This window comes from Streptomyces tibetensis (assembly GCF_007655005.1).
Taxonomy (GTDB): domain Bacteria; phylum Actinomycetota; class Actinomycetes; order Streptomycetales; family Streptomycetaceae; genus Streptomyces; species Streptomyces tibetensis.
Genome location: NZ_SZVW01000016.1, coordinates 62,199 through 88,861 on the forward strand (window position 1 = coordinate 62,199; position 26,663 = coordinate 88,861).

Annotated in this window: 21 protein-coding genes and 1 pseudogene; 13 read left to right on the plus strand and 9 right to left on the minus strand. The window is 70.7% G+C overall.

Translation table 11 applies throughout. From position 1 onward, the window contains the following. Positions 1 to 25 precede the first annotated feature (25 nt). Together FDO69_RS26575 and FDO69_RS26580 are read left to right on the plus strand one after the other, a co-directional pair. On the plus strand, positions 26 to 400 hold the full coding sequence (locus FDO69_RS26575) for a roadblock/LC7 domain-containing protein (RefSeq protein ID WP_104782382.1): 375 nt from the start codon (positions 26 to 28) through the stop codon (positions 398 to 400). Between the two features lie 108 nt (positions 401 to 508). Next, on the plus strand, positions 509 to 2,023 hold the full coding sequence (locus FDO69_RS26580; RefSeq protein WP_104782383.1) for an FAD-dependent monooxygenase: 1,515 nt from the start codon (positions 509 to 511) through the stop codon (positions 2,021 to 2,023). Here FDO69_RS26580 and FDO69_RS26585 read toward each other — a convergent pair. The 6 genes from FDO69_RS26585 to FDO69_RS26610 form a co-directional block, all read right to left on the minus strand. Beyond that, positions 2,020 to 2,994, minus strand: a complete 975-nt coding sequence (locus FDO69_RS26585; protein ID WP_104782384.1) for an alpha/beta fold hydrolase — start codon at positions 2,992 to 2,994, stop codon at positions 2,020 to 2,022. The two genes, FDO69_RS26580 and FDO69_RS26585, sit on opposite strands and share 4 nt — an antisense overlap. 93 nt (positions 2,995 to 3,087) lie before the next feature. After that, positions 3,088 to 3,582: a lamin tail domain-containing protein gene (locus FDO69_RS26590; RefSeq protein WP_104782385.1), complete on the minus strand. Its 495-nt coding sequence runs from the start codon at positions 3,580 to 3,582 to the stop codon at positions 3,088 to 3,090. A 156-nt stretch (positions 3,583 to 3,738) separates the two neighbouring features. Beyond that, positions 3,739 to 5,103 (minus strand): FAD-dependent oxidoreductase, encoded by a 1,365-nt coding sequence (locus FDO69_RS26595; RefSeq protein WP_104782386.1) that lies wholly within the window; start codon positions 5,101 to 5,103, stop codon positions 3,739 to 3,741. 163 nt (positions 5,104 to 5,266) lie between these two features. Continuing rightward, entirely contained in the window at positions 5,267 to 8,002 is a 2,736-nt protein-coding gene (locus tag FDO69_RS26600; protein WP_170320945.1) for a SpoIIE family protein phosphatase, read from the minus strand. 129 nt (positions 8,003 to 8,131) lie between these two features. Next, entirely contained in the window at positions 8,132 to 8,677 is a 546-nt protein-coding gene (locus FDO69_RS26605) for a hypothetical protein (RefSeq protein WP_104782387.1), read from the minus strand. Between the two features lie 28 nt (positions 8,678 to 8,705). Next, positions 8,706 to 9,311: an ATP-binding protein gene (locus FDO69_RS26610; protein ID WP_420878543.1), complete on the minus strand. Its 606-nt coding sequence runs from the start codon at positions 9,309 to 9,311 to the stop codon at positions 8,706 to 8,708. A 209-nt stretch (positions 9,312 to 9,520) separates the two neighbouring features. Between FDO69_RS26610 and FDO69_RS26615 the strand changes: the two genes are divergently transcribed. Together FDO69_RS26615 and FDO69_RS26620 are read left to right on the plus strand one after the other, a co-directional pair. Further along, entirely contained in the window at positions 9,521 to 9,751 is a 231-nt protein-coding gene (locus FDO69_RS26615) for a DUF397 domain-containing protein (protein WP_053668903.1), read from the plus strand. 188 nt (positions 9,752 to 9,939) lie between these two features. After that, on the plus strand, positions 9,940 to 10,854 hold the full coding sequence (locus tag FDO69_RS26620) for a helix-turn-helix domain-containing protein (RefSeq protein WP_104782392.1): 915 nt from the start codon (positions 9,940 to 9,942) through the stop codon (positions 10,852 to 10,854). Positions 10,855 to 10,905: 51 nt separating this feature from the next. Here the strand turns inward: FDO69_RS26620 and FDO69_RS26625 are convergent, their stop codons facing one another. Continuing rightward, positions 10,906 to 11,733 carry an SAM-dependent methyltransferase gene (locus tag FDO69_RS26625; protein WP_104782395.1) on the minus strand — a complete coding sequence of 276 codons (828 nt, stop codon included), beginning with the start codon at positions 11,731 to 11,733 and terminating at the stop codon, positions 10,906 to 10,908. Positions 11,734 to 11,962: 229 nt separating this feature from the next. On the opposite strand from FDO69_RS26625, the pseudogene FDO69_RS42285 reads away from it, so the two are divergent. Both FDO69_RS42285 and FDO69_RS26635 read left to right on the plus strand, forming a co-directional pair. Continuing rightward, positions 11,963 to 12,406, plus strand: a pseudogene (locus FDO69_RS42285) (molybdopterin-dependent oxidoreductase); the annotation flags it as partial. Positions 12,407 to 12,411: 5 nt separating this feature from the next. After that, positions 12,412 to 12,852 (plus strand): hypothetical protein, encoded by a 441-nt coding sequence (locus FDO69_RS26635; RefSeq protein WP_104782397.1) that lies wholly within the window; start codon positions 12,412 to 12,414, stop codon positions 12,850 to 12,852. Between the two features lie 9 nt (positions 12,853 to 12,861). Here FDO69_RS26635 and FDO69_RS26640 read toward each other — a convergent pair whose 3' ends face one another. Continuing rightward, positions 12,862 to 14,241 carry a GH1 family beta-glucosidase gene (locus FDO69_RS26640; protein ID WP_104782399.1) on the minus strand — a complete coding sequence of 460 codons (1,380 nt, stop codon included), beginning with the start codon at positions 14,239 to 14,241 and terminating at the stop codon, positions 12,862 to 12,864. A gap of 137 nt (positions 14,242 to 14,378) precedes the next feature. On the opposite strand from FDO69_RS26640, the gene FDO69_RS26645 reads away from it, so the two are divergent. From FDO69_RS26645 to FDO69_RS26660, 3 genes are all read left to right on the plus strand, one after another. Next, positions 14,379 to 16,061, plus strand: coding sequence for a tetratricopeptide repeat protein (locus FDO69_RS26645; RefSeq protein WP_104782401.1), 1,683 nt, complete (start codon positions 14,379 to 14,381; stop codon positions 16,059 to 16,061). A gap of 199 nt (positions 16,062 to 16,260) precedes the next feature. Beyond that, complete coding sequence (locus tag FDO69_RS26650; RefSeq protein WP_104782404.1) at positions 16,261 to 16,434, plus strand: CsbD family protein; 174 nt, start codon at positions 16,261 to 16,263, stop codon at positions 16,432 to 16,434. A 448-nt stretch (positions 16,435 to 16,882) separates the two neighbouring features. Continuing rightward, complete coding sequence (locus tag FDO69_RS26660; RefSeq protein WP_104782409.1) at positions 16,883 to 20,062, plus strand: glycoside hydrolase; 3,180 nt, start codon at positions 16,883 to 16,885, stop codon at positions 20,060 to 20,062. Positions 20,063 to 20,140: 78 nt separating this feature from the next. Here FDO69_RS26660 and FDO69_RS26665 read toward each other — a convergent pair whose 3' ends face one another. Further along, on the minus strand, positions 20,141 to 21,586 hold the full coding sequence (locus FDO69_RS26665) for a glyceraldehyde-3-phosphate dehydrogenase (RefSeq protein ID WP_104782411.1): 1,446 nt from the start codon (positions 21,584 to 21,586) through the stop codon (positions 20,141 to 20,143). A gap of 201 nt (positions 21,587 to 21,787) precedes the next feature. Between FDO69_RS26665 and FDO69_RS26670 the strand changes: the two genes are divergently transcribed. The 4 genes from FDO69_RS26670 to FDO69_RS26685 all read left to right on the plus strand — a co-directional run bounded on the left by FDO69_RS26670 (position 21,788) and on the right by FDO69_RS26685 (position 26,625). Then, positions 21,788 to 22,654, plus strand: coding sequence for a hypothetical protein (locus FDO69_RS26670; RefSeq protein WP_104782734.1), 867 nt, complete (start codon positions 21,788 to 21,790; stop codon positions 22,652 to 22,654). Positions 22,655 to 22,897: 243 nt separating this feature from the next. Next, a complete protein-coding gene (locus FDO69_RS26675; protein WP_053668911.1) occupies positions 22,898 to 23,335 on the plus strand; it encodes a Fur family transcriptional regulator in 438 nt (145 codons plus the stop codon). 113 nt (positions 23,336 to 23,448) lie between these two features. Beyond that, positions 23,449 to 25,674 (plus strand): catalase/peroxidase HPI, encoded by a 2,226-nt coding sequence (gene katG / locus FDO69_RS26680; RefSeq protein ID WP_104782414.1) that lies wholly within the window; start codon positions 23,449 to 23,451, stop codon positions 25,672 to 25,674. Between the two features lie 165 nt (positions 25,675 to 25,839). Further along, entirely contained in the window at positions 25,840 to 26,625 is a 786-nt protein-coding gene (locus FDO69_RS26685) for a carbonic anhydrase (protein ID WP_104782417.1), read from the plus strand. Positions 26,626 to 26,663 lie beyond the last annotated feature (38 nt).

Consider the following 26,663-nt stretch of genomic DNA (forward strand, 5'->3'; position numbering starts at 1 on the left):
AGACCCAAGGAAAGGAACCGAGCGCATGGCCAACACGGAGACCGCGCTGAAGGAATGCCTGAGCTCCATCGACGGAGCGACGGCCGTCGCCCTGGTCGACTACACCAGCGGCATGGCCCTCGGCACCCTCGGCGGTACCAAGGACTTCAACCTGGAAGTCGCCGCCGCGGGCAACACCGACGTCGTGCGGTCCAAGCTGCGCACCATGGAGCACCTGGGCCTGAAGGAGGAGATCGAGGACATCCTCATCACGCTGAACACCCAGTACCACCTCATCCGCCTGCTGAAGGGGCGCGGCGGCAGCGGACTCTTCCTCTACCTCGTGCTCGACGGGAGCAGGGCCAACCTCGCGATGGCCCGCCACCAGCTGCGCCGTATCGAAGCCGACCTGGAGGTCTGAACCGGCACCACCGGACGGGAGCCCTCCGCCACGCACGTGTCGCGGAGGGCCCCGGCACGCCGCACGGGGACGACATGCGTCCAGCCGCACGCGTCTACGGTATGTGTCATGACGGCACCCCTGGACGTGCTCGTGGTGGGCGCGGGCCCCACCGGACTCGCCCTCGCGACCCAACTGCGCGCCTACGACACCCCGTTCCGGATCGTGGACCGCTCAACGGACCGCGCCCGCGAGTCGCGCGCCCCGGCGATCCAGCCCCGGACCCTGGAGATGCTGTCCGCGTTCGGTGTGGCGGACGACCTCGTCGACCGGGGCAACGCGACGGTCGGGCTGCACCTGCACCTGCCCCGGCGGGTGCTGCGCGTCCCGGTGTTCGACGTCGGCTGCGACGACACGCCGTACCCGTTCCTGCTCTTCCTCCCCCAGTCGGAGACGGAAGCCACCCTGACGGCTCATCTGGCCGCACGGGACGTGATGGTCGAGCGCGGCACGGAGCTGCTGAGGGCCGAACCCGGGGGCGAGTACGTCACCTGCCGCCTGCGACACCGGGACGGGACCGAGGAGAGCGTACGGGCCCGCTACGTGGCCGGCTGCGACGGCGCGCACAGCACCGTGCGCTCCCAGGCCGGCATCGGCTTCGAGGGGTACGCCTATCCGCAGACGTTTCTGCTCGCGGATCTGGAGGCCGACGGACTCGAGCCGGGCGTCGCGCACACGTACATGACCGCGGCCGGCCTGTTGTTCTTCTTCCCGCTCGGCACTCCGGCCACCTGGCGGATGATCGCGATGCACCCACCGGGCAGTCCCGGCGGTAAGCTGAGCCTGGACCTCCTCCAGCGGATCGCGGACGACTGGACGCCTGACAGGCTGTCCCTGCGCGACCCGGTCTGGATGACGAGCTTCCGCATCCACAACCGCGGCGCCACCCACTACCGCAGGGGCCCCTTCTTCCTCGCCGGCGACGCGGCGCACATTCACAGCCCGGCCGGCGGACAGGGCATGAACACCGGCATTCAGGACGCGCTCAACCTGGGCTGGAAGCTCGCCCATGTCTGCCGCGGCGCGGCGCCCGAGGAGTTGCTGGAGACGTACGAGGCGGAGCGCGCCCCGGTCGGCCACGGCGTACGCCGCCTCACCGACCGTGCCTTCACCGTCGGTACGAGCAGCCATCCGGCCCTGCGGCTGGCTCGGACGCGACTCGCCCCGCACATGGCCCCGCTGCTGCTGCGAGCGACCGGCGCCCGGGCGCGCCTGTTCCGCACCGTGTCCGAACTCGGCATCCACTACCGCCGCGGCCCCGCGTCCGTCACCGGGCGGCACCGCCCCCGGCAGGGGCCCCGCGCCGGAGACCGACTGCCCGACGCCCCGGCCGGACTCCAGCGACGCGTCGCCGGACCGGGCTACCACCTCCTGCTCACCGGCCCCGCCCACGTCTGGCCCGATGACCTGCCCCCGGGCGGACGGCGCGACCTGCTGACCGTGCACCACCTGGGCCCGCGAAGCCCGTGGCCGGGCCTCACCCACGCCCTCGTACGGCCCGACGGATACGTGGGTCACCTGGCGGGTGGCACCGACCTCACGGGCCTGCGCGCCTACCTGGACCGCTGGCTGCCGACCCCCTAGGCCGGGAGGCCGGCGAGCCACTCGACCAGGAGCCGGTTGGTGTCGGCGGGACGCTCCTGCTGAACGAAGTGACCGCAGCCGTCCAGAAGGTGCGAGCCCCTCAGCCCGGGCAGCGTGGTCGGGTACGCCTCGATCGCGTCGGCCAGCCAGGTCGTCGACGCGTCCAGGGTGCCTCCGATGAACAGCGACGGCTGGGTGACAGGGGCACCGGCGAAGTCCGCCAGGTCCCACCAGTCGCGGTCCATGTTCCGGTACCGGTTCAGCGCCCCCGTCAGTCCGGTGCGTTCGAACTCCGCGGCGTAGACGTCGAGGTCGGCCTCACTCAGCCACTCCGGCAGCCGGCCGGCGGGGAACCGGTCGCGCAACCGACCGCCGCGGGCCACGAAATGAGGGTCGGCCTCGGGCCGCGTGTCCGCCGACAGGGCCGCGTAGAAGCCCGCGAGCCAGCCGCGCACGTCGGGCTCGATCTCCGCCTCGGCCCGGCCCGGCTCCTGGAAGTAGGAGACGTAGAACTCCTCGTCACCCCCCATCCGCGCGAAAACCTCACTCGGTCGCGGCCCGCCGGGCGGGGTGTAGGGCACGCTCAGCAGCCCCACCGCGCGGAAGATCTCCGGCCGGACCAGAGCGGAGGTCGCCGCGATGGTCGCGCCCCAGTCGTGCCCGACGAGCACCGCGGACGGCTCGCCCAGGGCCTCCACCACGGCGACGTTGTCCTCCACGAGCTCGAGCATCCGGTACGCGTCCCCCTCCGGGGGCCGGGACGAGCGTCCGTAGCCGCGTACGTCCACGGCGACCGCGCGGTATCCGGCCGCTGCCAGAGCCGGCAACTGGTGGCGCCAGGAGTACCAGGACTCGGGAAACCCGTGCAGCAGGAGGACGAGCGGTCCGGCGCCCTGCTCCACGAGGTGGGTGCGGCCGGCCGGTGTGGGCACCAGACGATGTGTGCGGTCGGCGACGGACGTCTGCGGCATGGATCCTCCCGCGATGTGAAGGGCGTTCGGTCCATCGATCATCCAGCGCCCGCCGCGCCGCACGCCAAGCCTGTTGCCGGATCGGCAAAAGGCTCAGCCGTGGTAGGTGATGTACCCGTTGCCGTCCGCGTCGGAGCCGCGCTTGGTGTACGAGTGCACGTCGGCACGGCTGCCGGACGGCTTGTACACGTAGATGGTGTCCTTGTCGTTGTTCCACATGAAGTTGCAGTTGTCGCGGTAGACGACGTTCTTGGAGTCGGAGTCGGCCCCGTTGCCGCCGCGCAGCTTCACGTAGTCACCCGGCTGAAGGGTGTGGCTCGCGGTGAAGGTGAACCTGTTGCCCGCGGCGTCCTTCACGACGTACCCCTTGAGGTTCACGGTCGTCGAGCGCGAGTAGTTCTTGATGGTCAGGTACTCCGCGGCGGTGTTCCCGCCCGAGCACCGGTTCGAGTCGCTGCCGGGAGCGTCGTACTGGATGCCCCGGATCTTCAGCGCGGAGTCGTACTCGGCGGCCTGGGCGGGAACCGCCGAGAGGGCGGTGAGAGCCCCGGCGGCGACGGCCGTGGTGGCGACAAGGCGTATACGCATGGATGTTCGTCCCCCCTGCATGACCTTCAAGTGAAGGCGATGTGATGGTTCGGTGAAGCATCCGGATCGTACACGCTTCAAGTACGCGGAAGGGCGGGTCCGGTGACATTGCCACCGAACCCGCCCCGCGGAATGTGAGACGTCGGGCGTGAAGCGTCAGGCGCCGCTGGCCCGCAGCATGTCCTCGCGCTCGACGATCTTCACGCGCTCGCGGCCCTCGGGCTCGCCCAGAGCCTTCTCCGCCGCGTCCAGCTTGTACCAGCCGTCCCAGGTGGTGAAGCGGATGTCTCGCTCGGCGAGGAACGCGTCCACGGCCTCGGGGTCGGGGGTGGCCGGCGTGTGCAGCCGACCGCCGGCGTAGTCCTCCAGCAGGTTCTTCACCGTCTCGTTGGCGTCGCCCTTGGTGTGCCCGATGAGGCCGATGGGGCCGCGCCGGATCCAGCCGGTGACGTACGTCGACTGCAGGTGCTCGCCCGTCTCCTGGACGACCCGGCCGCCCTCGTCCGGAACGGTGCCGGAGTCGATGTCCCAGGGCAGCTTGGGGAGTTTGTCGGACAGGTAGCCGACCGCGCGGTACACCGCGCCGACGTCCCAGGTGTTGAAGGTGCCGGTGCCCTTGACGTTGCCGGTGCCGTCGAGCTCCGTGCGCTCGGTGCGCAGACCCACGACCTTGCCGTCCTCGCCGAGGACCTCGACCGGCGACTCGAAGAAGTGCAGGAAGAGCTTGTGGGGCCGGTCGCCGGCGTCGCGGATCGCCCAGTTCTCCAGGGTCTTGGCCACCATGTCGGCCTGCTTGTTGCCGCGCCGTGTGGTGATCGAGCCCTCGTCGTAGTCGATGTCCTCGGGGTCGACGATGACCTCGATGTTGGGGGAGTGGTCCAGCTCCCGGAGCTCCATCGGGCTGAACTTGGCCTGCGCGGGGCCGCGTCGGCCGAACACGTGGATCTCCTTGGCCCTGTTGGCCTTCAGACCCTCGTAAACGTTGGCCGGGATCTCGGTCGGCAGCAGCTCGTCCGCCGTCTTGGCGAGGATGCGCGCGACGTCCAGCGCGACGTTGCCGACGCCGAGCACGGCGACCTTCTCCGCCTCCAGCGGCCAGGTGCGCGGGACATCCGGGTGACCGTCGTACCAGGACACGAAGTCCGCGGCGCCGTACGACCCGTCGAGGTCGATGCCCGGCAGTGAGAGCGCCCGGTCGGCCGTCGCACCGGTAGCGAAGATCACGCCGTCGTAGAACGCGCGCAGGTCGTCCAGGCCGATGTCCGTGCCGTAGTCCACGTTGCCGAAGAGCCGGATCTGCGGTTTGTCGAGCACCTGGTGCAGGGCCGTGATGATGCCCTTGATCCGCGGGTGGTCGGGGGCGACGCCGTAGCGGATCAGGCCGAACGGGGCCGGCATGCGCTCGAAGATGTCTATGGACACACCGGGTTCGGCGGCCACCTCGGACTTGAGCAGGGCGTCGGCGGCGTAGATCCCGGCGGGGCCGGATCCGACGATGGCGACCCGCAGGGGGCGGGGCATGGTCAGGTTCCCTTCGAGCGGCGACAAGCGATCTCAACGGGAAGCTTAAACTAAGGCATGCCTAACCCGGTACGAGGGTCCGGTCTATGAGCTCATAAGGCTACTTTATGACAAGTCCCTGGTGGCGCTTATGGCGAGGCTTACGGCCGTGCTCACCGCCGTCTCAGGGCAGGGACTGCTCCGCCCAGATCACCTTCCCCGCGGGCAGATAGCGCGTCCCCCAGCGCTCCGCGAGCTGCGCTACGAGGAACAGGCCCCGCCCGCCCTCGTCCGTCATCGTCGCGTACCGCAGGTGCGGCGAGGTGCTGCTGCTGTCGAACACCTCGCAGATCAGGTTGCGGTCCCGCAGCACCCGCACGCGCATGGGGCCGCCGCCGTACCGCAGCGCGTTGGTGACCAGCTCGCTCAGGATCAGCTCCGTGCTGAACGTCAGCTCCTCCAGGCCCCACTCGGCCAGCTGCCGGCTGACCGCCGCCCGCACCTCGCCCACGGCGGCCGGGTCGGCCCGCACCGGCCACTCCGCGACGTGGTCGGCGGTCAGCGCCCGGGTACGGGCCACGATCAGCGCGATGTCGTCGCTGGATCGGGCCGTGAGCTGCGATTCGAGCACGACCCGGCAGGTGTCCTCCGGAGACTGCCCGGCCCGGCCCAGCGCCTCGCGCAGCATCTCCAGCCCGACGTCGATGTCCCGCTCCCGGTCCTCGACCAGCCCGTCGGTGTAGAGGACGAGCCGGCTGCCCTCCGCCAGTTCCAGCTCCGCCGTCTCGAACGGCAGGCCACCGAGCCCCAGCGGGGGACCGGCGGGCACGTCGGGGAACTCCACGCTGCCGTCCGGGTGGATCAGCGCCGGCGGCGGATGCCCGGCCCGCGCGACGGTGCAGCGCCGGGAGACCGGGTCGTAGACGGCGTACAGACAGGTCGCGCCGGTGACCGGGGCGCTGCCGTCCTCCTCCGTCTCGTCCTGGTCGATCCGGCCGACCAACTCGTCCAGCAGGGCGATGAGTTCCTCGGGCGGCAGATCGAGTGCGGAGAAGTTGTGCACGGCGGTGCGCAGCCGCCCCATCGTGGCCGCGGCGTGCAGCCCGTGGCCGACGACGTCCCCGACCACGAGCGCGACCCTGGCACCCGACAGCGGCAGCACGTCGAACCAGTCGCCGCCCACCCCGGCCTGCGCCGGCAGATAGCGGTAGGCGATCTCCAGGGCGTCCTGCTCGGGCAGGTTACGGGGGAGCAGGCTGCGCTGGAGCGTCACCGCCATGCTGTGCTCGCGGGTGTAGCGGCGGGCGTTGTCGATGGAGACGGCGGCCCGCGCGACCAGCTCCTCCGCCAGGGCCAGCTCGTCCGTGTCGAAGGGTTCCGGCTTCTCGTAGCGCCAGAAGCTCACCACGCCGAGTATCAGGGTGCCGGCTCGCAGCGGCACGGTGATCAGCGAGTGGATGCCGTACGCGACGATCTGCGCGGAGCGCTCCAGGTCCTGCGCCCGCCAGCCCGGGGCCTCACCCAGCCGGGGCTCCAGGACGGGACTGCCCGTGGCGAGGCTGCGGCCCTGCGGGGAGGACTCGACGAACCTGATCCGCTCCCCGGACGGATAGAGCGGCGCGTCCTTGCGGATCCCGCTCACCGCGGTCCGGCTGAGCGCGGCCGCCGCGTTCGGCTGCCCGCCGCCCAGCACCGCGTCGAACAGGTCCACGGTGACGAAGTCGGCGAACCGGGGCACGGCCAGTTCGGTGAGCTCCTCGGCGGTGCGGGTCACGTCCAGGCTGGTCCCGATGCCCACTCCGGCGTCGTACAGCATGTTGAGCCGCTCGCGCGCGGTCTCGGCCCGCCCGGACAGGGCCCGCAGCTCCGTGGAGTCGCGCAGGGTGGCGACGCTGCCGGGCGGGACGCCCGCACGGTCCGTGGTCCGCTGGTTGACGGCGAGGAGCCGGTCCCCGACCAGGTGCACCTCGTCCGTGGCGACCCGGCCCGAAGCCAACAGGTCGGCGATGCCCGGGTCCAGACCCAGACCGAGGACGTGCCGGCCCTCGGCGTCGGCGGGCAGCCCGAGCAGGCGGTGCGCCTCGTCGTTGGCGAGCAGCAGGGTGCCCCCGTCGTCGACGATGAGCACGCCCTCGCGCACGGCGTGCAGCACGGCGTCGTGGTGTTCGTACATCCGGGTCATCTCGTGCGGCCCGAGCCCATGGGTCTGGCGCAGCAGCCGCCGGCTCACCAGCGCGGCACCCGCCGTCGCCAGGGCGAGCGCCGCGGCGGCGGCCGCGAGCACGAGCGGCAGCTGGCGGTCGGCGGTCCCGCCCACGTTCTTGGTCGTGATCCCCGCCGAGACCAGACCCACGACCCGGCCATCTTGGTCCTTCACCGGTACGACGGCCTGGACGAGCGGGCCGAGGGTGCCGTCGACCTCGTCGGTGAAGGACTTTCCGGCCAGCGCCGGCGCGATCGTCCCGACGAACTTCTTCCCGATCCGGTCCGGCTTGGGGTGGGTGTAGCGGATCCCGTCGGTGTTCATGACGACGATGAAGTCGACCTTCGACCGCTCACGGGCGGCTTCGGCGCGTGGCTGGAGCACAGCGGTGGGATCAGGTCCCTGCAGCGCCTCGACGGTGCCCGGTGCGTTGGCGAAGGTCTCGGCGACGGCGAGCGAACGGTTGCGGGCCTCCTGCGTGGTGTCGTGCCGCACCTGCAGCACCAGCGCCACGACGGCCGCCACGACCAGCAGCAGCACGATCACCACGACGAGCAGGAACACCTGTCCGGCGACGCTGCGTCCGCCCAGCACCGACCGCAGCCCCGCCACCGGTTGCCACCGCGACGGGCCCGCCTCCCGCCGCTGCCGTGCCGACGGCGCAGCGCCGGGCCGCAGGGGCGATCGAGTCCCGGATCGACCCATGAGTCGGACCATGTGCCATGTCTACACTGCCGGGCTCCGGGAGGCGAGGGGCATCACCCATGGTGACAGGGGGTTCTCACCGTTTCATCACGTCCGAGGACCTGCACGGGCTCCCTGCCCACCGCACACCGTACGACGGTTTCAGGCGCCCAGCGAGCGGGCCAGCTCGTTCGTGGCACGGGCGATCTCGCGGTCCTCGTCGGCCAGCAGCCGGCCGAGCTCGCCGCGCCGGGCCCGCACGGCCTGGCGGGCCGCACGCTCCCACACCACCGGGTTCTCCCGGTGGTTCAGCAGTTTCGGATAGACGGCGGCGGTGCTCTCCCACTGCCGGGCGTCGGCGATGCTCTTGAGCAGCCGGATGATCTGGGCACGGCAGGTCACCTGCGGCAGCTTGGCCAGCTCCCACAGGAACGGAACAGTGGCCGCCGTCGCCTGCTCCACGACGAAACCGAACTGGCAGATCCGTTTCCGCAGGTCGTCGAGGGCGGAGCGGGCGGTGTCGGCATCACCCGCGGCGATGCCGTTGAGCAGGAGGGGAATGGCCGCCGCCGAGCCGGTGGAGTCCTGGATGTCGCCCCACGGCACGCGGTCCAGTGCCGTGAGCGGCGTGTTCCGGGCCGTCCCGGTGGGGGCGTCGGGGCGCTCGGGGCGCTCGCTGCTCGGGTGTTCCGTCGAAGCGCTGCGCATGGCGAGGGGCCTTTCCGCGGCAGTCGTGTCAGATGGGTGGACAGGGTGCGGCCGGGCGGGTCGACAACCAGGCCCAGACCGTCTTGCCCGCCGGGGTGCCGGGGGACCAGCCCCACTCCTCGGACAGGGCGTCGACGATGCACAACCCCCGGCCGTGCTCCTCCAGGGCGACACCGGTCGGCGCGAACACGGGCGGGTGGTCGTCGAGGTCGGAGACGGTGACCAGCAGGTGGCCGGGATCCAGGAGGAATCCGAGCCGGATCTCCGGCACACCGGGGGTTCTCGGCGCCGCGTGCGTCGCGGCGTTGGCGGCGAGCTCGGTGATGACGAGGGCCGCGTCGTCGCAGCGGTGGTCGAGTGACCAGCCGTGCAGGGTGTCGCGGGTGAAGGACCGGACTCGGGCGAACCCCTCCCGGCTGCACTCGACCCGCAGGGTGGCCGAGGCGGACAGGGCGCCGGAGAACTGCGGAAGTGTCTTCGGCACCGAGGGCGGGATCCCGTACGGCATGACCTTGTGCGGGTCGGCCGGCACGGTATGACTCGCTCCGGGTGCGCCTGCGTGCGCCGCAGCCCCACTCGGCGGCCGGAGCACGTGCTGCGCAGGTGATGACACGGCATCTCCCCGATGCGACATCAGGACACGGCGCCCGCCCGGGGGTTGACGCCGCAGCTATTATCCACGCTGAAGGCGTCCGCGTGCAATTGCACGAGAAATTGCGTGAAAATCCAGCCGTTGTGGGTACGCAAGCCGGGACGAGTGCGGTCGAAGGGACGCGGCCGCCCTCGGAGGAACGGCCGGGCGCACCGTGCCCGGCGGGGAACGAGAACAGCAAGGAGACTGCGGTGCCACCAGTGCAGAACGGAGTGCAGGCAAGCTCGTTGGACGCCTGCTGGATCAAGAGCCGGCACAGCAACGCCGAGGGCAACTGCGTCGAAGTCGCACCCCTCGTGGACGGCGGGATCGCCGTGCGCAACTCCCGTGACCCCGACGGCCCCGCCCTCGTCTACACCTCGGCGGAGGTGGCGGCGTTCCTGGCCGGCGCGAAGGACGGCGAGTTCGACCATCTGCTCTAGTTCGGCCACCTGCTCTAGTTCGACCACCTGCTCCGCGGAGCGGTGCCGTCTCGCGTGCGGTGTCACGCCCCGGAGGTGAAGCGGAGCCCAACTCCCCACTTCTGCCGGGCTGCTTGGGTGGATGCGTGAAGACCTGGTGAAGTGCGATAGTGTAAGTCGCCCTTTGTGCCGGTCTGCTGGGAGTCAGGATGTCCGCCGCGTCGCATCGCATCTCCCGTCTGGAACCTTACCTGGACAGGCCCGAGCCGGCGCCGACTCTGCTGAAGATGCTGGTCGGTGTGCAGCTCGCCGGCTTCCGGGAGGACGCCGGGCTCGCCCAGGACCAGGCGGCGCGCGCTGCCGGGTTCAGTGCCGCGAAGCTGTCCCGCATCGAGTCGGGCAAGGGCCGCCGCCCGCCGACGGAGAACGACGTCCGCACGCTGCTCGAGCTGTACGGCACCGACGACTACGAGGCCTCGGTGCTGCTCAAGCTGCTACAGCGGGCGGGTGAGCCGGGCTGGTGGCAGCGGTACGACAAGCGGCTGATGCCCGAGTGGTTCGACCGGCTGGTCGGACTGCAGGAGGCCGCCGCCACCATCCGTACCTTCGAGATCCAGTACGTGCCCGGCCTGTTGCAGACTCCCGCCTACACCAGGGCCGTGGTGGAGCGCGGCCTGCCGAACGCGCCGGCCGGTGAGGTGGAGCGACGCGTCGAACTGCGCAGGCACCGCGCCCGGTTGGTGTCGCGGGCCGACGCCCCGCAGCTGTGGGCGATCATCGACGAGTCCGTGCTGTTGCGCGTCCTGGGCAGTGCCGAGGTGATGCGGGAGCAGCTCGCGCACCTCGTGGAGGTGGCCGAACGCCCCAACGTGACGCTGCAGATCGTGCCGCTGAGCGTCACCAATGCCTCGGCCCCGGCCATTCCGATCACGTATCTGCGCTTCGGCGGCCTCGATCTGCCCGACGTGGTCTACCTGGAGCACATCAAGAGCGCGAACTTCCTCGAGGACCGCGACGAGACCGAGGAGTACCGGATCGCGCTGGACCGGCTCGCGGACGAGGCACTCAAGCCCCGTGACTCGCTGGAGCTGCTGCGGCAGACCATGGAGCAGCGCTACCTCTGACGCGAGGGTGCCCGGCGCGGGACGACGGCCGTCCCGCGCCGGGCACCACGGTCACTTCTCCAGGGGAATCCTCCCGACTCCGCCGAACTCGATCCACTCGTGCGTGAGCTGACGGGGCGTCACCTCGGTGTCCGGGCGCCAGGTCGACACCTCCACGAGCCCGGGCTGGAGGATCTCCAGGCCCTCGAAGTACGTCTCCACGTCCTTCGGTTCCCGCACGCGGCCCCAGTGGCCCTGGGTCGCCTGGTCCATGAAGTTCGTGACGAAGGCGCGGACCTCCGGGTCCTCGCTGACCAGCTGGCACATCACCATGAAGCTCCCGGGCGCGAGCCGCTCACGTACGCGGCGGGCCACCGCGAGCGGTCCGTCGGTGTCGCTGTCCGGGATGCAGTGGAACACCGAGTTGAAGAGCACGCACACCGGCTCGTCGAAATCGATGAGCCGCTTGGTGTCCGCGTGGCCGAAGATCAGGTCGGTCTCGCGCAGGTCCGCGTGGATGACGGTCGTGCGCTCGTCCTGCTCCAGCAGCGCACGGCCGTGGACCAGCACCATCGGGTCGTTGTCGACGTAGACGACGTGGGTCGTGGGGTCGATGCGCTGGGCGACCTGATGCACGTTGTCCTGCGTCGGCAGACCTGACCCGTGGTCCAGGTACTGGCGGATGCCGTACTCCTCGGAGAGGGTTTTCACGACCCGCTGGAGGAAGCGCCGGTTGTTCAGGGCGAGGCGGCGCGTGCTGGGCACGACCTTGTCGAGTTCCTCGCACGCCGCGCGGTCCGCCGCGTAGTTGTCCTTGCCGCCCAGGTAGTGGTCGTACATGCGCGCTGCCGTCGGCACGTTCGCGTCGATCTCGGTGGACAGCTGCTTCTCGGAGTGCATCGTTCCCCCTGCAAGGTGCCGCGCCAACGGACTGGCTGGACAGGAAGTACATCCTAGGGAGCGGGAGTTGGGCGGGCCAGCCCACTGGCCGAGGTGCCCCCCGATCGAACGACAAGATGATGGGCACCCACCCTGCCGCGTGTGCCCTATGTCGCGATCTGTGCACTTTGTGTCACATGTGCTCGCGCGGGTACTCGCGGACCACGGTGTCGTCGTGGGAGGTGGGACCGTGGACCAGCCGGCCGACCGGATCACCGACGTCTGGGGCGCGCGCACGCCGTACGCGCCCGGCACCCCCTGGCCGTCCCGGACCGACACGCACCTCGCGGCGGGGCTCGGCGAGCGAGACGTGGAGCGGTGGGTGCAGGCCGCCTCGCTGCTGCACTCCAACGGCGACGCGATGGACATCGCGCTGCGCGAGGGCCGCATCGTGGGCGTCCGGGGCCGGGCCGCGGACCGGGTGAACCGCGGGCGCCTGGGGCCCAAGGACCTCCACGGCTGGCAGGCCAACGCGTCCCCGGACCGGCTCACCAGCCCCCTCGTCCGCGAGGACGGCCGACTGGTGGAGTGCGACTGGGACACGGCCATGAACCGGATCACAGCCCGCACCCGGCAGCTGCTGGACGACAAGGGGCCGGGCTCCATCGGCTTCCACACCACCGGCCAGCGTTTCCGGGATTGGAGCAGGACCTGCTGGCCGCCGCCGCGCGGCACCGCACCGACCACGAGTTCCACCATGTCGCCCTGGACATCGCCCGCTGGTCACGCGAACACGCCGCCCGGCTCGCCGACGCGGGCCGCGACCACGGCCTCGACCTGTCCGGCCCGCGCGGCGACCCGTCGCCCAGGGCTCTGGCCGCGCTGCGGGAGAAGGCCTCCGAAGCACTCGGTCGCCGCCCCGAGTCCGGACTGCTGCTGCTGAACGATCTGCGGGACCTGCACCTGGCCGCCGCACGCAACTCGCTCCACTGGGAGATGCTCGCCCAGGTGGCACAGGCCACCCGGGACGAGCCGCTCCTGACGCTGGTCGCCGACTGCCACCCGCAGACGCTCCGGCAACTGCGCTGGACCAACACCATGGTCAAGATCCTGGCGCCGCAGCTCCTGAGCAGCGTCTGACGGGGCCCGTCACCGCCGCTGCGCGGCGATCATGGCCCGGTACCAGTGGTAGCTGTCCTTCGGTGTCCGCTGCTGGGTGGCGTAGTCGACGCGCACGATCCCGAAGCGCTTGTCGTAACCGAAGGCCCATTCGAAGTTGTCGAGCAGCGACCACACGTAGTAGCCGCGCACCTCCACCCCGGCGTCCATCGCGGCCCGCAGCGCGGCGAGATGGACGCGCAGGTAGGCGACCCGGCCCGGGTCGTGGACGGCCCCGTCCGGGCCGGCCTCGTCGTCCTCCGCGGAGCCGTTCTCGGTGATGAGGACGGGCGGCAGGGCCTGGCCGTACCGCTCCCTGAGCCCCACGAGCAGATCGGTGAACGTGTGGGGCGCGACCGCCCAGCCCATGGCGGTGCGCCGCACGCCGGGCATGGGTACCTCCGCGTACCGGTTGTCGGTCGCGACGCGCCGTGAGGGGTCGCTCTCACGGTAGGGGGCGTCGGCCACGACGATCGGCCGGTAGTAGTTGATGCCGAGGAAGTCCAGGGACCGGGAGACCAGTTCGAGGTCGCCGTCCCGCCGGAAGTCCTGACCGCTGATCAGCTCACCCCACGTCTCCTCCTCGGCCGCCGGGTAGCGGCCCGCGAGAAGCGGCTCTGTCCACACCAGGTTGTGCAGGGTGTCCGCACGGGTGACGGCGGCCCGGTCGGCGGGGGAGCCGGTCGCGGGCAGGTGGTGGTCGAGGTTGAGGGTGATGCCCACCTCGCGCACCCCGGCCGCCCGGAGCGCCCGTACGGCAAGGCCGTGCCCGACCAGCAGGTGGTGGGCGGCGGCCAGCGCGCCACGGCCCTCGCGGGCGCCCGGGGCGTGCCGGCCGACGGAGTACCCGAGGAAGGCGCTGCACCAGGGCTCGTTGAGGGTGATCCAGCGTGGCACGCGGTCGCCCAGGTGCTCCGCGACGACGGCCGCGTACTCACCGAACCGCTCGGCGGTCTCCCGCACCCGCCAGCCGCCGCCGTCCTCCAGGGCCTGCGGAAGATCCCAGTGGTAGAGGGTGGCGGCCGGCGCGATCCCCGCGGCCAGGAGCTCGTCGACCAGCCGCGAGTAGAAGTCCAGCCCCTTGACGTTCACCGGACCGGAACCGTCCGGCACGATCCGCGGCCAGGCGATCGAGAAGCGGTACGAGCCCACGCCCAGCTCACGCAGCAGCGCCACGTCCTCCGGGTACCGGTGGTAGTGATCACAGGCGACATCACCGGTGTCCCCGTTCGCCACCAGCCCCGGAGTGTGGCTGTAGGTGTCCCAGATCGACGGCCCGCGTCCGTCCTCCTGCACCGCTCCCTCGATCTGGTACGAGGCGGTCGCGGCCCCGAACACGAAGCCGGGCGGAAAACTCGGAAAGTCAGTCATGCCCTCCACCATGCCCGGGGCCGCGGGCAGCCGTAATGAGAACCGCTAATCTGGACATACGATAATTTATCGAAAGCCTGAAGGCGTGTCCGCAACCGCTATTCTCACGGCCCCGGCCGCCTTCCCAGGAGAAGCTCATGGGCGACTACTACGATCTCGGCACGCACCGCCGTCCCGTCACCACGTCCTCTCCCGATGCCCAACTCTGGTTCGACCGCGGTTTGATGTGGACATACGCGTTCCACCATGAGGAAGCCGTCGCCTGCTTCGAAAAGGCGGCCGAGGCCGACCCGGACTGCGCCATGGCCTATTGGGGTATCGCCTACGCGCTCGGCCCGAACTACAACAAGCCCTGGGAATTCTTCGACGGCGAAGAACTGACGCGAACAGTGGAGCGCACGCACACCGCAGTGGAAAAGGCCCATGAGAAGGCCGCCCGCGCCACCTCGATCGAACAGGCCCTCATCCGCGCGCTGCGGGCGCGCTACCCGCAGTCGCAGGCGGTCGAGGACTGCTCGGTGTGGAACGAGCCCTACGCGGACGCCATGCGCACCGTCTACGAGCTGGCGCCCTTCGACCCGGACATCGCCACCCTGCACGCCGACGCAGCGATGAACCTCACCCCGTGGCAGCTGTGGGACCTCAGGACCGGCCGGCCGGCCGAGGGCGCACGGACCATTGAGGCCAGGGCCGTGCTGGAAGACGCCCTCGCCACCGAGGCCGGCTTCCGGCATCCCGGCATCCTGCACCTGTACATCCACCTGATGGAGATGTCGCCGACGCCGGAGCAGGCCCTCACCGTCGCCGACCGCCTGCGCGGCCTCGTGCCCGACGCCGGGCACCTGCTCCACATGCCCTCACACCTGGACGTCCTGTGCGGCGACTACCGCCAGGTCGTCTCCGCCAACAGCGACGCGATCGCCGCCGACGAGAAGTACCACCGGCAGGCCGGCGCGATGAACTTCTACACCCTCTACCGGGCGCACAACCACCACTTCAAGATCTACGGCGCGATGTTCCTCGGCCAGGCGCAGGTCGCCCTGGACACCGCCGCCCAGCTGGAAGCCGCCATCCCCGAAGACCTGCTCCGTGTCCAGAGCCCGCCGATGGCCGACTGGCTGGAGGCGTTCCTGGCCATGCGCGTCCACGTGCTGATCCGCTTCGGCCGCTGGACCGAGATCCTGGAGCTGCCCGCCCCCACCGACCCGGAGCTCTACGCGACGACCGTCGCCATGCGGCACTACGCACGGGGCGTCGCCCTCTCCGCCACCGGCGAGGTCGACCGGGCGGAGACCGAACGCGCACTCTTCCGTGAGGCGGTCGGCCGGGTGCCCGAGACCCGGATGCTGTTCAACAACACCTGCCACGACATCCTCGCCATCGCCTCCGCCATGCTGGACGGCGAACTCGCCTACCGCCGGGGCGAGTACGACCTCGCCTTCGCAGCCCTGGAGCGCTCCATCCGGCTGGACGACAACCTGCCCTACGACGAGCCCTGGGGGTGGATGCAGCCCACCCGCCACGCCTACGGCGCCCTGCTGCTCGAGCAGGGCCGCGTGGCGGAGGCGGAGGCCGTCTACCGTGCCGACCTCGGCCTCGACGACACCCTGCCCCGCCCCCTCCAGCACCCGGGCAACGTCTGGGCCCTGCACGGCTTCCACGAGTGCCTGCTGCGCAGTGGCAAGACCGGCGAGGCGGCCCTCGTGGCCCACCAGCTCAAGCTGGCGAGCGCGCTGGCGGACGTACCCGTCCAGGCGTCCTGCTTCTGCCGCCTCGACACCACCCCAGGCCCCCAGCCGGCCGACGGGTGCTGTCACTGACCGGGGGGTATCACGGCCCGCTCAGCGGCTCGTGCCCACGCGCGGTTCCGGTACCAGCAGACACAGCCCAGCTCACATCCGCTCAGCAGGCCCTTCAGATGCTCGAGAGGAAGCCGGCCAGGTCCACGTTTGAGCTGCGCTTTTCCGGTCACTCGGTGCGGTGACCCCGTAGTCGGACACGACGTGGAGTGAACGAACCGTGGCTGGAGAGCAGAAGGGCAAGGCCAAGGCCGAGCAGGCCAAGGGCAAGGCCAAGGAGACGATCGGCCGTGCGGTGGGCAACGAGCGCCTGACGGCCGAGGGCAAAGCGGAGCAGTCGAAGGGTGACGCCCGGCAGGCCAAGGAGAAGACCAAGGACGTCTTCAAGCACTGAGATCACATCGCGGTGCCGCGTCCCCGTCGCGGGACGCGGCACACGCATGCCGGGCAGCCGGTCGAGGGGGCGGTCTGCCGCCGCCGGCCCAGTCCCTCCTCGGTGGACGGGCCCGCGCGTTCTCGCCGCGGACCCCTTCCGTACGCACTCGTTGCGCAGCGGCACACCCCGCCTGCTCCTCGTCCCCGGGCCCCGCCACCGCCGCGGCCGGCCGGCAGCGGGACGACTCCCGGCTCATCCGGACGCGCGCGGCGTCCTGGCCACGAGTCCCACGCCGTACGGCGGCTGCGGCGCACCGATGCCACAAGTGGCGTCCCTCATCGCATGTCCGCACGGCAGCGTGCCGGTTCCCAACTCGCCCCGCCTCTTGACGTGTTGATTGCCGTCCTAAAACATTCGGGAAGCTCGATCGACTCTGCGCGGTTCTGTTCGCTCCCGAAGGGAATCCATGTCCAGCAGACATCGCCTCGCCCGAACGGCACTGGCGATCACCGTCCCCCTGGCACTCGGCGTGGGCCTGGTCGCCGTGCCTCCTGCCACCGCTGCTGCCGCAGATCCGCCGGCGAACGCGGTCACGGTACGGATCGACCCGTCCTACCGGCAGCAGGAGTTCGAAGGGTGGGGCACGAGCCTCGTCTGGTTCGCCAACATCACCGGCCGCTACCCGGAACCCATCCGGCAGAAGCTCGCCGACATGCTGTTCGGCGAGGACGGACTCCGCCTCAACATCGCGCGCTACAACATCGGCGGCGGCAACGCCCCCGACGTCCGCAAGGACTACATGAAGACCGGCGCGACGATGGACGGCTTCTGGAAGGCTCCCGAGGGCACCACCAGGCAGGACACCGACTGGTGGAACCCGGACGATCCCGGGCACTGGGACTGGTCCGCCGACCCGGGCCAGCGCTGGTGGGTGGACCGCGTCAAGAGCAAGGTGACCCGCTGGGAGGCGTTCAGCAACTCACCGCCCTGGTTCCAGACCGTGAGCGGCTACGTGTCGGGCGGCTTCGATGCCAACACCGACCAGATACGGGCGGACCGTGTCGACGACTTCGCCACCTACCTGGCCAAGGTGACCGACCAGCTGGAGAAGAAGCACCGCATCTCGTTCGACACCATCGCCCCGCTCAACGAGCCCAACACCAACTACTGGGGCACCCAGATCGGCGCCGACGGACAGCCCACCGGCGGACGCCAGGAAGGCGCGCACGCCGGTCCGGAACTCCAGCAGAAAGTCGTCCTGGCCCTGCAACGCGCCCTGGACAAGGCGAGAACGCACGCCACGATCTCCGCGATGGACGAGACCAACCCCACCACCTTCGTCCGCAACTGGAACGCCTACGACAGCTCGGCCCGGGCCGCCGTCGACCAGCTCAACGTGCACACCTACGGCACCGGCATGCGCACCAGCGCCCGCGACAGCGCCAAAGCCGCCGGCAAGCCGTTCTGGATGAGCGAGGTCGAGGGCACCTGGGGGACCGGCACCGACTTCACCGGCATGGAACCCGGGCTCGGCATCGCCACCCGAGTCGTCGAGGACATCCGTGAACTGGAGCCCTCCGCCTGGGTGTTGTGGCAGCCGGTCGAGGACTCGATCCCCCAGGCGCAGGCCGGCAAGAACTGGGGCAGCATCCACATCCCGTTCAACTGCACCTCCGAGGACACCTTGGAGAGCTGCCCGATCAAGACCAACACGAAGTTCCACACCCTGCGCAACTTCACCCATCACATCCGCCCCGGCGACCACTTCGTCAAGGTCGACGATCCCTCCAGCGTCGCCGCCGTACGCAAGTCCGGCCGCGGAGCGACGGTGGTGCACGTCAACAACGGCACCACCCCGCGGGCGGTGACCCTGGACCTGACGAAGTTCCGGCGGGTCGCCCGCGGTGCCACCGTGACGCCCGTGGTGACCAGTCACGACGGCGCCCTCGTCCGTGGGACACCCGTGAAGGTCGAGAACGACTCCGCCACCGTGACGGTCCCCGCCAAGTCGGTGACCACCCTCGTCGTCGACGGCGTGTCCGGCACCGCGAAGGACGCCGCGCTGGTCCGGGCCGGTCACGTCTACCGCCTCCAGGGCACCCAGAGCGGCAAGTCCCTGGCACCCTCCGCAGAGGGCGACGGCGTCGTCGTGCGCACGGCCGACCAGGCCTCCAAGTCCCAGTTGTGGAGCGTGAAGCGGCTGACCCGCGGCGAGAGCAACCGCGAACGCTACGCCCTCGTCAACGCGGTCGACGGCAGGCGCATGGCCGTACGCGACGACGAGGCCGTACTCGAAGACGGGGACACGCCGGCCGCACGCTGGATCATGTCCACCACCGGGGACGGCAGTTGGACCTTCGTGAACGCCGCGACGGGCCGTCTCCTCGACGTCGTCGGCCAGTCGACGGCAGACGGGGCCCGGGTCTCGGCCCACCTCCCGACCTCCAACGCCAACCAGCGCTGGGGCGTCATCGATGAGACGGTGCTCAGCACGGAGCCGGCCAAGGCCTTCACCGTCCCCGGGCGCGCCCCCGAACTGCCCAGGACCGTGACGCCCGTGTTCCCGGACGGAGCCCGGGGCGCGCTCCCCGTCGAGTGGGCGCTGCCCTCGGACTCACGCTGGAGCAAACCCGGGACGGTACGCGTGAAGGGCCGGGCCACCGATGCCCTCGGCCGGACCGTCCGTGCCGAGGCGGTCGTCACCGTGGACACCATCGCCGCCACCCTGCCGGCCCGCGCCAAGACCTACACCGGCGGCCGGCCCGACCTGCCCGCCACCGTCACCGGCGTGGGACGACACGGCGGAACCGCCGACCTTCCGGTCACATGGAACCCCGTGCCCGAGAAGGCGTTCGACGACACCGGTGTGGTGAGCCTGCGCGGCACGGCCCGGGTACCCGGTGGGGAAACGGCAGCGGCGACCGTACGCGTCCAGGTCACCGAGCCGAAGGAGACCAACTCCGCGCGCGACGAGGGCGTCACAGTCGGCGCCAGCTACACCGAGAGCGGCTACTCCGCCGAGGGCCTGCGCAACGGCACCACGTCGGAGAAGGCCTGGTCGAACTGGAGGTCCGGCACCAAGAACCCGTCCGACACCATCACCTTCACCCTGCCGGAGGCACACGATCTGACCCGGGTCATGACCCACTTCCACCGTGACGGCGCCAACGTCAGCTTCGCGGAGTCCCTCAAGGTGCAGGTGCGAGGTTCCGACGGCACCTGGTCCGACGCGAGCGACCAGGTCGCCGTCGGCGCCGAGGGAACGCCCGTGGCCGACGTTCCGGTGCGGGCGACCGGCCCGTCGACGGGCGTGCGGGTCGTGATGACGGCCAGGCCGGGCGGCTACATCACCCTCGGCGAGATCGAGGTCTACGCGAAGGTGCCGGGCGTTGCCGCGGACGCGGCTGCCGCCTCGGTCGAACTGGACGGTGTGCCCCTGGCCGGCTTCGACCCGGACCGGACGAGCTACCGGGTGGCCGTCGACCGCCCGGACCGGGCCCGGGTCACCGCCACGCCGCGTGACCCGTACGCGAAGGTGACGGTCCGGACGGACGCCACCGGGGGCAGGACGGCCCACATCGTCTCCGTGACCGGCGAAGACGGCTCACGGACACGGGAGTACAGGGTCGAGCTGACCCGCCGCTGACAGCCGCAAGGCGCTCGAAAGCACACGAAAGCGCGGGGCCCGCACGCCCCGCGCTTTCGTCTTCAGGGATGGACCGGATCAGACGGCCGGAGCCGGGTACGTCGGGTACTCCACGCCGGAGACGTGCTGCACGACGCGGATGACCTGGCACGAGTAGCCGAACTCGTTGTCGTACCACAGGTAGAGGATCGCGTTGTCGCCGTCGACCTTGGTGGCGCCGGCGTCGACGATCGAGGCGTGGCGCGAGCCGATGAAGTCGCTGGAGACCGCGTCGGGAGCCGTGGTGAAGTCGATCTGGCGCTTGAGCGGCGAGGTCAGGGAGACGTCGCGGAGGTGGTCGAGGACCTCCTCGCGGGTGGTCTCACGGCCGAGCCGCAGGCTGAGGATCGCGATCGAGACGTCCGGGACCGGGACACGGATCGAGCTGCCGGTGATCGGCGCCTTGAGGTCGGGAAGCGCCTTCGCGACGGCGGAGGCGGCACCGGTCTCGGTGATGACCATGTTGAGCGGCGCGGACCGGCCGCGACGGTCGGCCTTGTGGTAATTGTCCAGGAGGTTCTGGTCGTTGGTGAACGAGTGGACCGTCTCGACGTGGCCGCGCAGGACCCCGAACTCGTCGTCCATCGCCTTCAGCGGCGGCACGATCGCGTTCGTGGTGCAGGACGCGCAGGACAGGATCTGCTCGTCCGGCTTGATCGTGTCGTGGTTGACGCCGTGCACGATGTTGGGGACGTCGCCCTTGCCGGGAGCGGTCAGCACGACCTTGTCGATGCCGGGGCGCAGGTGCTCGGACAGGCCCTCGCGGTCGCGCCACTTGCCGGTGTTGTCGATGAGGATGGCGTCCTTGATGCCGTACGCCGTGTAGTCGACCTCGGACGGGTCGTTCGCGTAGATCACCTTGATCGCGTTGCCGTTGGCGACGATCGTGCTGTTCGCCTCGTCGACGGTGATCGTGCCCTGGAACTGGCCGTGGATGGAGTCGCGGCGCAGCAGCGAGGCGCGCTTGACGATGTCCTGCTCGCCGCCCCCGCGCACCACGATGGCCCGCAGCCGCAGACCGTTGCCGGAGCCGGACTTCTCGATGAGCAGCCGGGCCACGAGCCGGCCGATACGGCCGAAGCCGTACAGAACCACGTCCCGGCCCTCACGGCGCTCGATCTTGTCGGCGCCCGTGGCACCGGCGACGGCCTCCGCGGTGAACTCCGCCACCGACAGACCGCGGTCGTCCTCGCGGTACGTCGCGGCGAGCATGCCGATGTCGATCTGGGACGGCCCGAGGTCGAGCTCGGCGAGGGTCTCCAGGAACGGCAGCGTCTCGGTGACCGAGAGCTCCGCACCGGCGATCTGCCGGGCGAACCGGTGGGTCTTGAGGATGCTGACCACCGACTTGTTCACCAGGGAGCGGCTGTGCAGCAGGACCGTCACGTCCCGCTCCCGGTGCAGCTTCCCGATGATCGGGATCATCGACTCCGCGATCTCCTCGCGGATCTTCCAGTTGGTGAACGAGTCGTCGTTGACAGTCACGAATCCATCTTTCGAGCTAGGCGGCGCTCATATGTTAAACCGTCCACTTTCCGGGTCGTGAACGGGGTGCCTCAGGCGCGGTCGGCGGACGCTCCGCGCGCCGCGAGGGGCAGCGCCTGAGACGATCGAAAACGGGTCATCAGCGGTTCTTCCACGCGAAGGACGCGAGTGGGGTGCCCCTGGACCGCGAAAGGGGTGGCCATGGACTACGACTCAGTGGTCGACGAGCTGTACACCCTGCGCCCGGAGGAGTTCACCGCCGCCCGCGCCTCCGCCATGGCCGCCGCCCGCACCGCCGGCGACCGGGAACTCGCCGAGCGGATCCGCGCGTTGCGCAAGCCCAGCCTCGCCGCCTGGGTCAGCAATCTCCTGGTCCGCAGCAGCCCCGGTGAGGTCGAGCCCCTGCTGCGCCTGGGGGAGGGGCTGCGCCAGGCCCACCAGGACCTGGACGGCGCACAGCTGCGCGAGCTGAGCCGCCGGCAGCACGCACTCATCCGGGCCCTGTCCATGCAGGCGCGCCGGCTCGCGAAGGAGGCCGGGCATCCGATCGGCGAGAGCGTGCAGCGTGAGGTCGAGAACACCCTGCACGCCGTGCTGGCCGATCCCGATGCCGCCCGGGCCTGGGCCGGCGGTCGCCTGACCAAGCCGCTGAGCGCGACGGTCGGCTTCCCCGCCGTCGCCGAGGGAGCCCGGCCGCCGCGCCCCGCACCCGCGCCCGCGCCCTCCCGCCCGGGCAGGAAGGCGAGCGAGCAGCAGCGGCGCCGACTGGACCGGGCCCGCGAGGACGCCGAGGCCGCCGAGCGCGAGCTGCGGGAGCTGCAGGACGAGGCGGAGACGGCGGGCCGGGCGGCGGCGGAGGCGAAACAGCAGGTCGACGGCGCGCAGCAGCGTGTGGAGGAACTCACCGAGGAGCTGGAACGCGCCAGGAGCGACCACCAGCAGGCCCGCTTCGCCGAACGGGCCGCCCGGGAGCGGTCGCGCACCGCCGACCGCCGGGCCCGCGATGCCGGCCGCAGGGCCGCGACAGCCGCCGCCCAGCTCGAACGCCTGACTTCGCCGGACGCCTGACCTCGCCGGACGTCTGACCGCCGGACGCCCGGCCTCGTCAGGTGCGTGACCTCGCCGGATGCGTGGCCCGCGAAGCGGCACGGCGGTGCGCGACACCCGGCGCCCGCGAGGGGGCCATCATGTCGCTGTGACTGAGCTCACATGCCTCAAGTAAGCCGCCCCGCAAGCCCTCACACTCCCGACACCAAAATTGAACCGTTCGTTTTCTTGAATCAATCGTGTTTGTGTGGCTAGGTTGATCCCATGACCGCAACCGGGAACCCGACCACCGCCGAGGAGCTGCGAGGTGCAGGCCTGAGGGTGACGGCCGCCCGTGTCGCGCTGCTCGAGGCCGTGCGGGACGGTGACCACCTCGGCGCCGAGGCGATCGCCTCCGAGGTGCGCGGCCGCGTGGGCCACATCTCCGTCCAAGCCGTCTACGAGGGGCTGCACGCCCTCACCGCGGCAGGGCTCATACGCCGCCTCGACCCACCCGGCAGCCCGGCGCTCTACGAGGGACGGGTCGGCGACAACCACCACCACCTCGTGTGCCGCTCGTGCGGAGCCGTCGCCGACGTCGACTGCGCGGTCGGCCACGCCCCTTGCCTGACCGCGTCCGACGACCGTGGCTTCGCCGTCGACGAGGCCGAGGTCATCTACTGGGGCCTGTGCCCCGCCTGCTCCACCGCCCGCAGTACCTGATCCACCCGAGCGCGTGCCCCCCCCGAGCGTTCTCGCGTACCCGATCCACCCGAGCGTTCCCGAGCACGTGATCCACCCGAGCACCGTGATCCACCCCGTCCGGAAGGATTTCCATGACTGAGAACCACGACGCGATCGTCACCGACTCCAAGTCGGAGGAGACGGGAGGCGGTTGCCCCGTGGCCCACGGCCGCGCCCTGCACCCGACCCAGGGCGGTGGCAACCGCCAGTGGTGGCCCGAGCGGCTCAACCTGAAGATCCTCGCCAAGAACCCCGAGGTCGCCAACCCCCTCGGTGGGGACTTCGACTACGCCGAGGCCTTCAAGAACCTCGACCTCGACGCCGTCAAGCAGGACATCGCCGAGGTGCTGACCAGCTCGCAGGACTGGTGGCCCGCCGACTTCGGCAACTACGGCCCGCTGATGATCCGTATGGCCTGGCACAGCGCCGGTACGTACCGCATCAGCGACGGCCGCGGCGGCGCCGGCGCCGGCCAGCAGCGCTTCGCCCCGCTCAACAGCTGGCCGGACAACGGCAACCTCGACAAGGCCCGCCGTCTGCTGTGGCCGGTCAAGAAGAAGTACGGCCAGTCCATCTCCTGGGCCGACCTCCTGATCCTCACCGGCAACGTCGCCCTGGAGCAGATGGGCTTCGAGACCTTCGGCTTCGCCGGCGGCCGCGCCGACGTCTGGGAGGCCGAGGAGGACGTCTACTGGGGTCCCGAGACCACCTGGCTCGACGACAAGCGCTACACCGGCGACCGCGAGCTGGAAAACCCGCTCGGCGCCGTCCAGATGGGCCTCATCTACGTCAACCCCGAGGGCCCGAACGGCAACCCGGACCCGATCGCCGCGGCCCGCGACATCCGTGAGACGTTCCGCCGCATGGCGATGAACGACGAGGAGACCGTCGCCCTGATCGCCGGCGGCCACACCTTCGGCAAGACCCACGGTGCCGGCCCGGCCGACAACGTCGGTGCCGACCCCGAGGCCGCCTCCATGGAGGAGCAGGGCCTGGGCTGGCGCAGCACCTACGGCACCGGCAAGGGCGGCGACGCCATCACCTCCGGCCTGGAGGTCACCTGGACCGCCACGCCGACCCAGTGGAGCAACGGCTTCTTCAAGAACCTCTTCGAGTTCGAGTACGAGCTCGAGCAGAGCCCGGCCGGCGCCAACCAGTGGGTGGCCAAGGACGCCCCGGAGATCGTTCCGGACGCGCACGACTCCTCGAAGAAGCACCGTCCGAAGATGCTCACCACGGACCTGTCGCTGCGCTTCGACCCGATCTACGAGCCCATCTCCCGCCGGTTCTACGAGAACCCGCAGGAGTTCGCGGACGCCTTCGCCCGCGCCTGGTACAAGCTGACCCACCGTGACATGGGCCCGAAGTCGCTGTACCTCGGCCCCGAGGTCCCGGCGGAGACCCTGCTGTGGCAGGACCCGCTGCCGGAGGCCGAGGGCGAGACCATCGACGACGGCGACATCGATACCCTCAAGACCAAGCTCCTCGAGTCGGGCCTGTCCGTCTCGCAGCTGGTGTCCACCGCCTGGGCCTCGGCGTCCACCTTCCGCGGCAGCGACAAGCGCGGCGGCGCCAACGGTGCCCGCATCCGCCTGGAGCCGCAGCGCGGCTGGGAGGTCAACGAGCCCGACGAGCTGGCTCAGGTCCTGCGGGTCCTGGAAGGCATCCAGCAGGAGTTCAACTCCGGCGCCGGCGCCAAGAAGGTCTCCCTGGCCGACCTGATCGTCCTCGGCGGCACCGCCGCGGTCGAGAAGGCCGCCAAGGAAGCCGGTTTCCAGGTGGAGGTCCCCTTCGCCGCGGGCCGTGTGGACGCGACGGAGGAGCACACCGACGCCGAGTCCTTCGAGGCGCTCGAGCCGACCGCCGACGGGTTCCGCAACTACCACGGCAAGGGCAACCGCCTGCCGGCCGAGTTCCTGCTGCTCGACCGCGCCAACCTGCTCACCCTGAGCGCCCCCGAGATGACCGTCCTGGTCGGTGGCCTGCGGGTGCTGGGCGCCAACTACCAGCAGTCCCAGCTCGGCGCCTTCACCAAGACGCCCGGCTCGCTGACCAACGACTTCTTCGTCAACCTGCTCGACCTGGGCATCTCCTGGAAGTCCACGTCCGAGGACCAGACCACGTTCGAGGGCCGCGACGCCGCCACGGGCGAGGTCAAGTGGGCCGGCTCCCGCGCCGACCTGGTCTTCGGCTCGAACTCCGAGCTGCGCGCGCTGGCCGAGGTCTACGCGAGCGACGACGCGAAGGAGAAGTTCGTCAACGACTTCGTCGCGGCCTGGGTCAAGGTCATGAACCTGGACCGGTTCGACCTGGTCTGATCACCCCCGCATGACAGGACGCCCGGGCCGGGAGGCCCGGGCGTCCTGTCAGTTGCCTGAGAGATCGTCAAAAGGCGTTCAAGGTAAGAACATCACTTACCCAACTCTCACCATGAAACGGCAAGGACGGCGGCCGTCCGCGCATTCGGGCATACGTTCTGGCCCGTGAACTCACATGCCACCTCCCACAGAGGCACCGGCCCTGAACCGCACCCCTTCGCCGGTTCACGGCCCCCCGCCGGCGGTACCGTCCGCCGGACCCTTCTGCGCACCGCGCTGACCGGGGCCGCGGCCCTGGGCGCGGGTCTCGGTGCCGCGCGCCCGGCCACCGCCGCGCCCGCCGGCTCCGGACCCGCGGAGCCACGCCCCGGCACCCCGGACGAGGCCCTGAGGGAACTGGCCGCGGGCAACCGCCGCTGGCGCGCCTTCCGGGAACGCCACCCGCACGAGAACCCGGCCATCCGGCGGACGTTGGCCACCGCACAGCACCCCTTCGCGGTCGTGCTCGGCTGCATCGACTCGCGAGTGCCCCCGGAGCTGGTCTTCGACCAGGGCCTGGGCGACCTGATGACCGTGCGCACCGCCGGCGAGGTCCTCGACGAGGCCGTGCTCGGCAGCGTCGCCTACGGCGTCCTGGAGCTCGGCATACCGCTGGTCGTCGTGCTCGGCCACCAGTCGTGCGGCGCGGTGCGCGCCGCGGTGTCGGCGGAGCAGTCCCAAGAGCGACTGCCCGCCCACATGCAGTACCTCGTCGACCAGATAAGCCCCGCCATAGACCACGGCCAGGAAGGGGACGCCCGGATCGACGCGACCGTGAGCGCCAATGTCCGGCTCGTGCGCTCCCGGCTGGCCGCGGAACCCGAACTCGCCGCCAGGATCGGCACCGGCAAGCTGGCGATCGTCGGCGCCCGCTACGAGCTCACGACCCAGGCGGTCCACCGCCTCGCCTGAGGACAGCCGGCCCGGTCCGCCGCACACGACGGCGGACC

Coding starts and splice junctions, on each gene's coding strand:
- FDO69_RS26625 (WP_104782395.1), bottom strand. CDS start 11,733: ATGCACTCCGAGAAGCAGCTGTCCACCGAGATCGACGCGAACGTGCCG.
- FDO69_RS26585 (WP_104782384.1), bottom strand. CDS start 2,994: ATGCCGCAGACGTCCGTCGCCGACCGCACACATCGTCTGGTGCCCACA.
- katG (WP_104782414.1), top strand. CDS start 23,449: ATGACTGAGAACCACGACGCGATCGTCACCGACTCCAAGTCGGAGGAG.
- FDO69_RS26640 (WP_104782399.1), bottom strand. CDS start 14,241: ATGACTGACTTTCCGAGTTTTCCGCCCGGCTTCGTGTTCGGGGCCGCG.
- FDO69_RS26595 (WP_104782386.1), bottom strand. CDS start 5,103: ATGCCCCGCCCCCTGCGGGTCGCCATCGTCGGATCCGGCCCCGCCGGG.
- FDO69_RS26575 (WP_104782382.1), top strand. CDS start 26: ATGGCCAACACGGAGACCGCGCTGAAGGAATGCCTGAGCTCCATCGAC.
- FDO69_RS26580 (WP_104782383.1), top strand. CDS start 509: ATGACGGCACCCCTGGACGTGCTCGTGGTGGGCGCGGGCCCCACCGGA.
- FDO69_RS26670 (WP_104782734.1), top strand. CDS start 21,788: ATGGACTACGACTCAGTGGTCGACGAGCTGTACACCCTGCGCCCGGAG.
- FDO69_RS26675 (WP_053668911.1), top strand. CDS start 22,898: ATGACCGCAACCGGGAACCCGACCACCGCCGAGGAGCTGCGAGGTGCA.
- FDO69_RS26600 (WP_170320945.1), bottom strand. CDS start 8,002: ATGGTCCGACTCATGGGTCGATCCGGGACTCGATCGCCCCTGCGGCCC.
- FDO69_RS26605 (WP_104782387.1), bottom strand. CDS start 8,677: ATGCGCAGCGCTTCGACGGAACACCCGAGCAGCGAGCGCCCCGAGCGC.
- FDO69_RS26620 (WP_104782392.1), top strand. CDS start 9,940: ATGTCCGCCGCGTCGCATCGCATCTCCCGTCTGGAACCTTACCTGGAC.
- FDO69_RS26660 (WP_104782409.1), top strand. CDS start 16,883: ATGTCCAGCAGACATCGCCTCGCCCGAACGGCACTGGCGATCACCGTC.
- FDO69_RS26645 (WP_104782401.1), top strand. CDS start 14,379: ATGGGCGACTACTACGATCTCGGCACGCACCGCCGTCCCGTCACCACG.
- FDO69_RS26610 (WP_420878543.1), bottom strand. CDS start 9,311: ATGTCGCATCGGGGAGATGCCGTGTCATCACCTGCGCAGCACGTGCTC.
- FDO69_RS26590 (WP_104782385.1), bottom strand. CDS start 3,582: ATGCGTATACGCCTTGTCGCCACCACGGCCGTCGCCGCCGGGGCTCTC.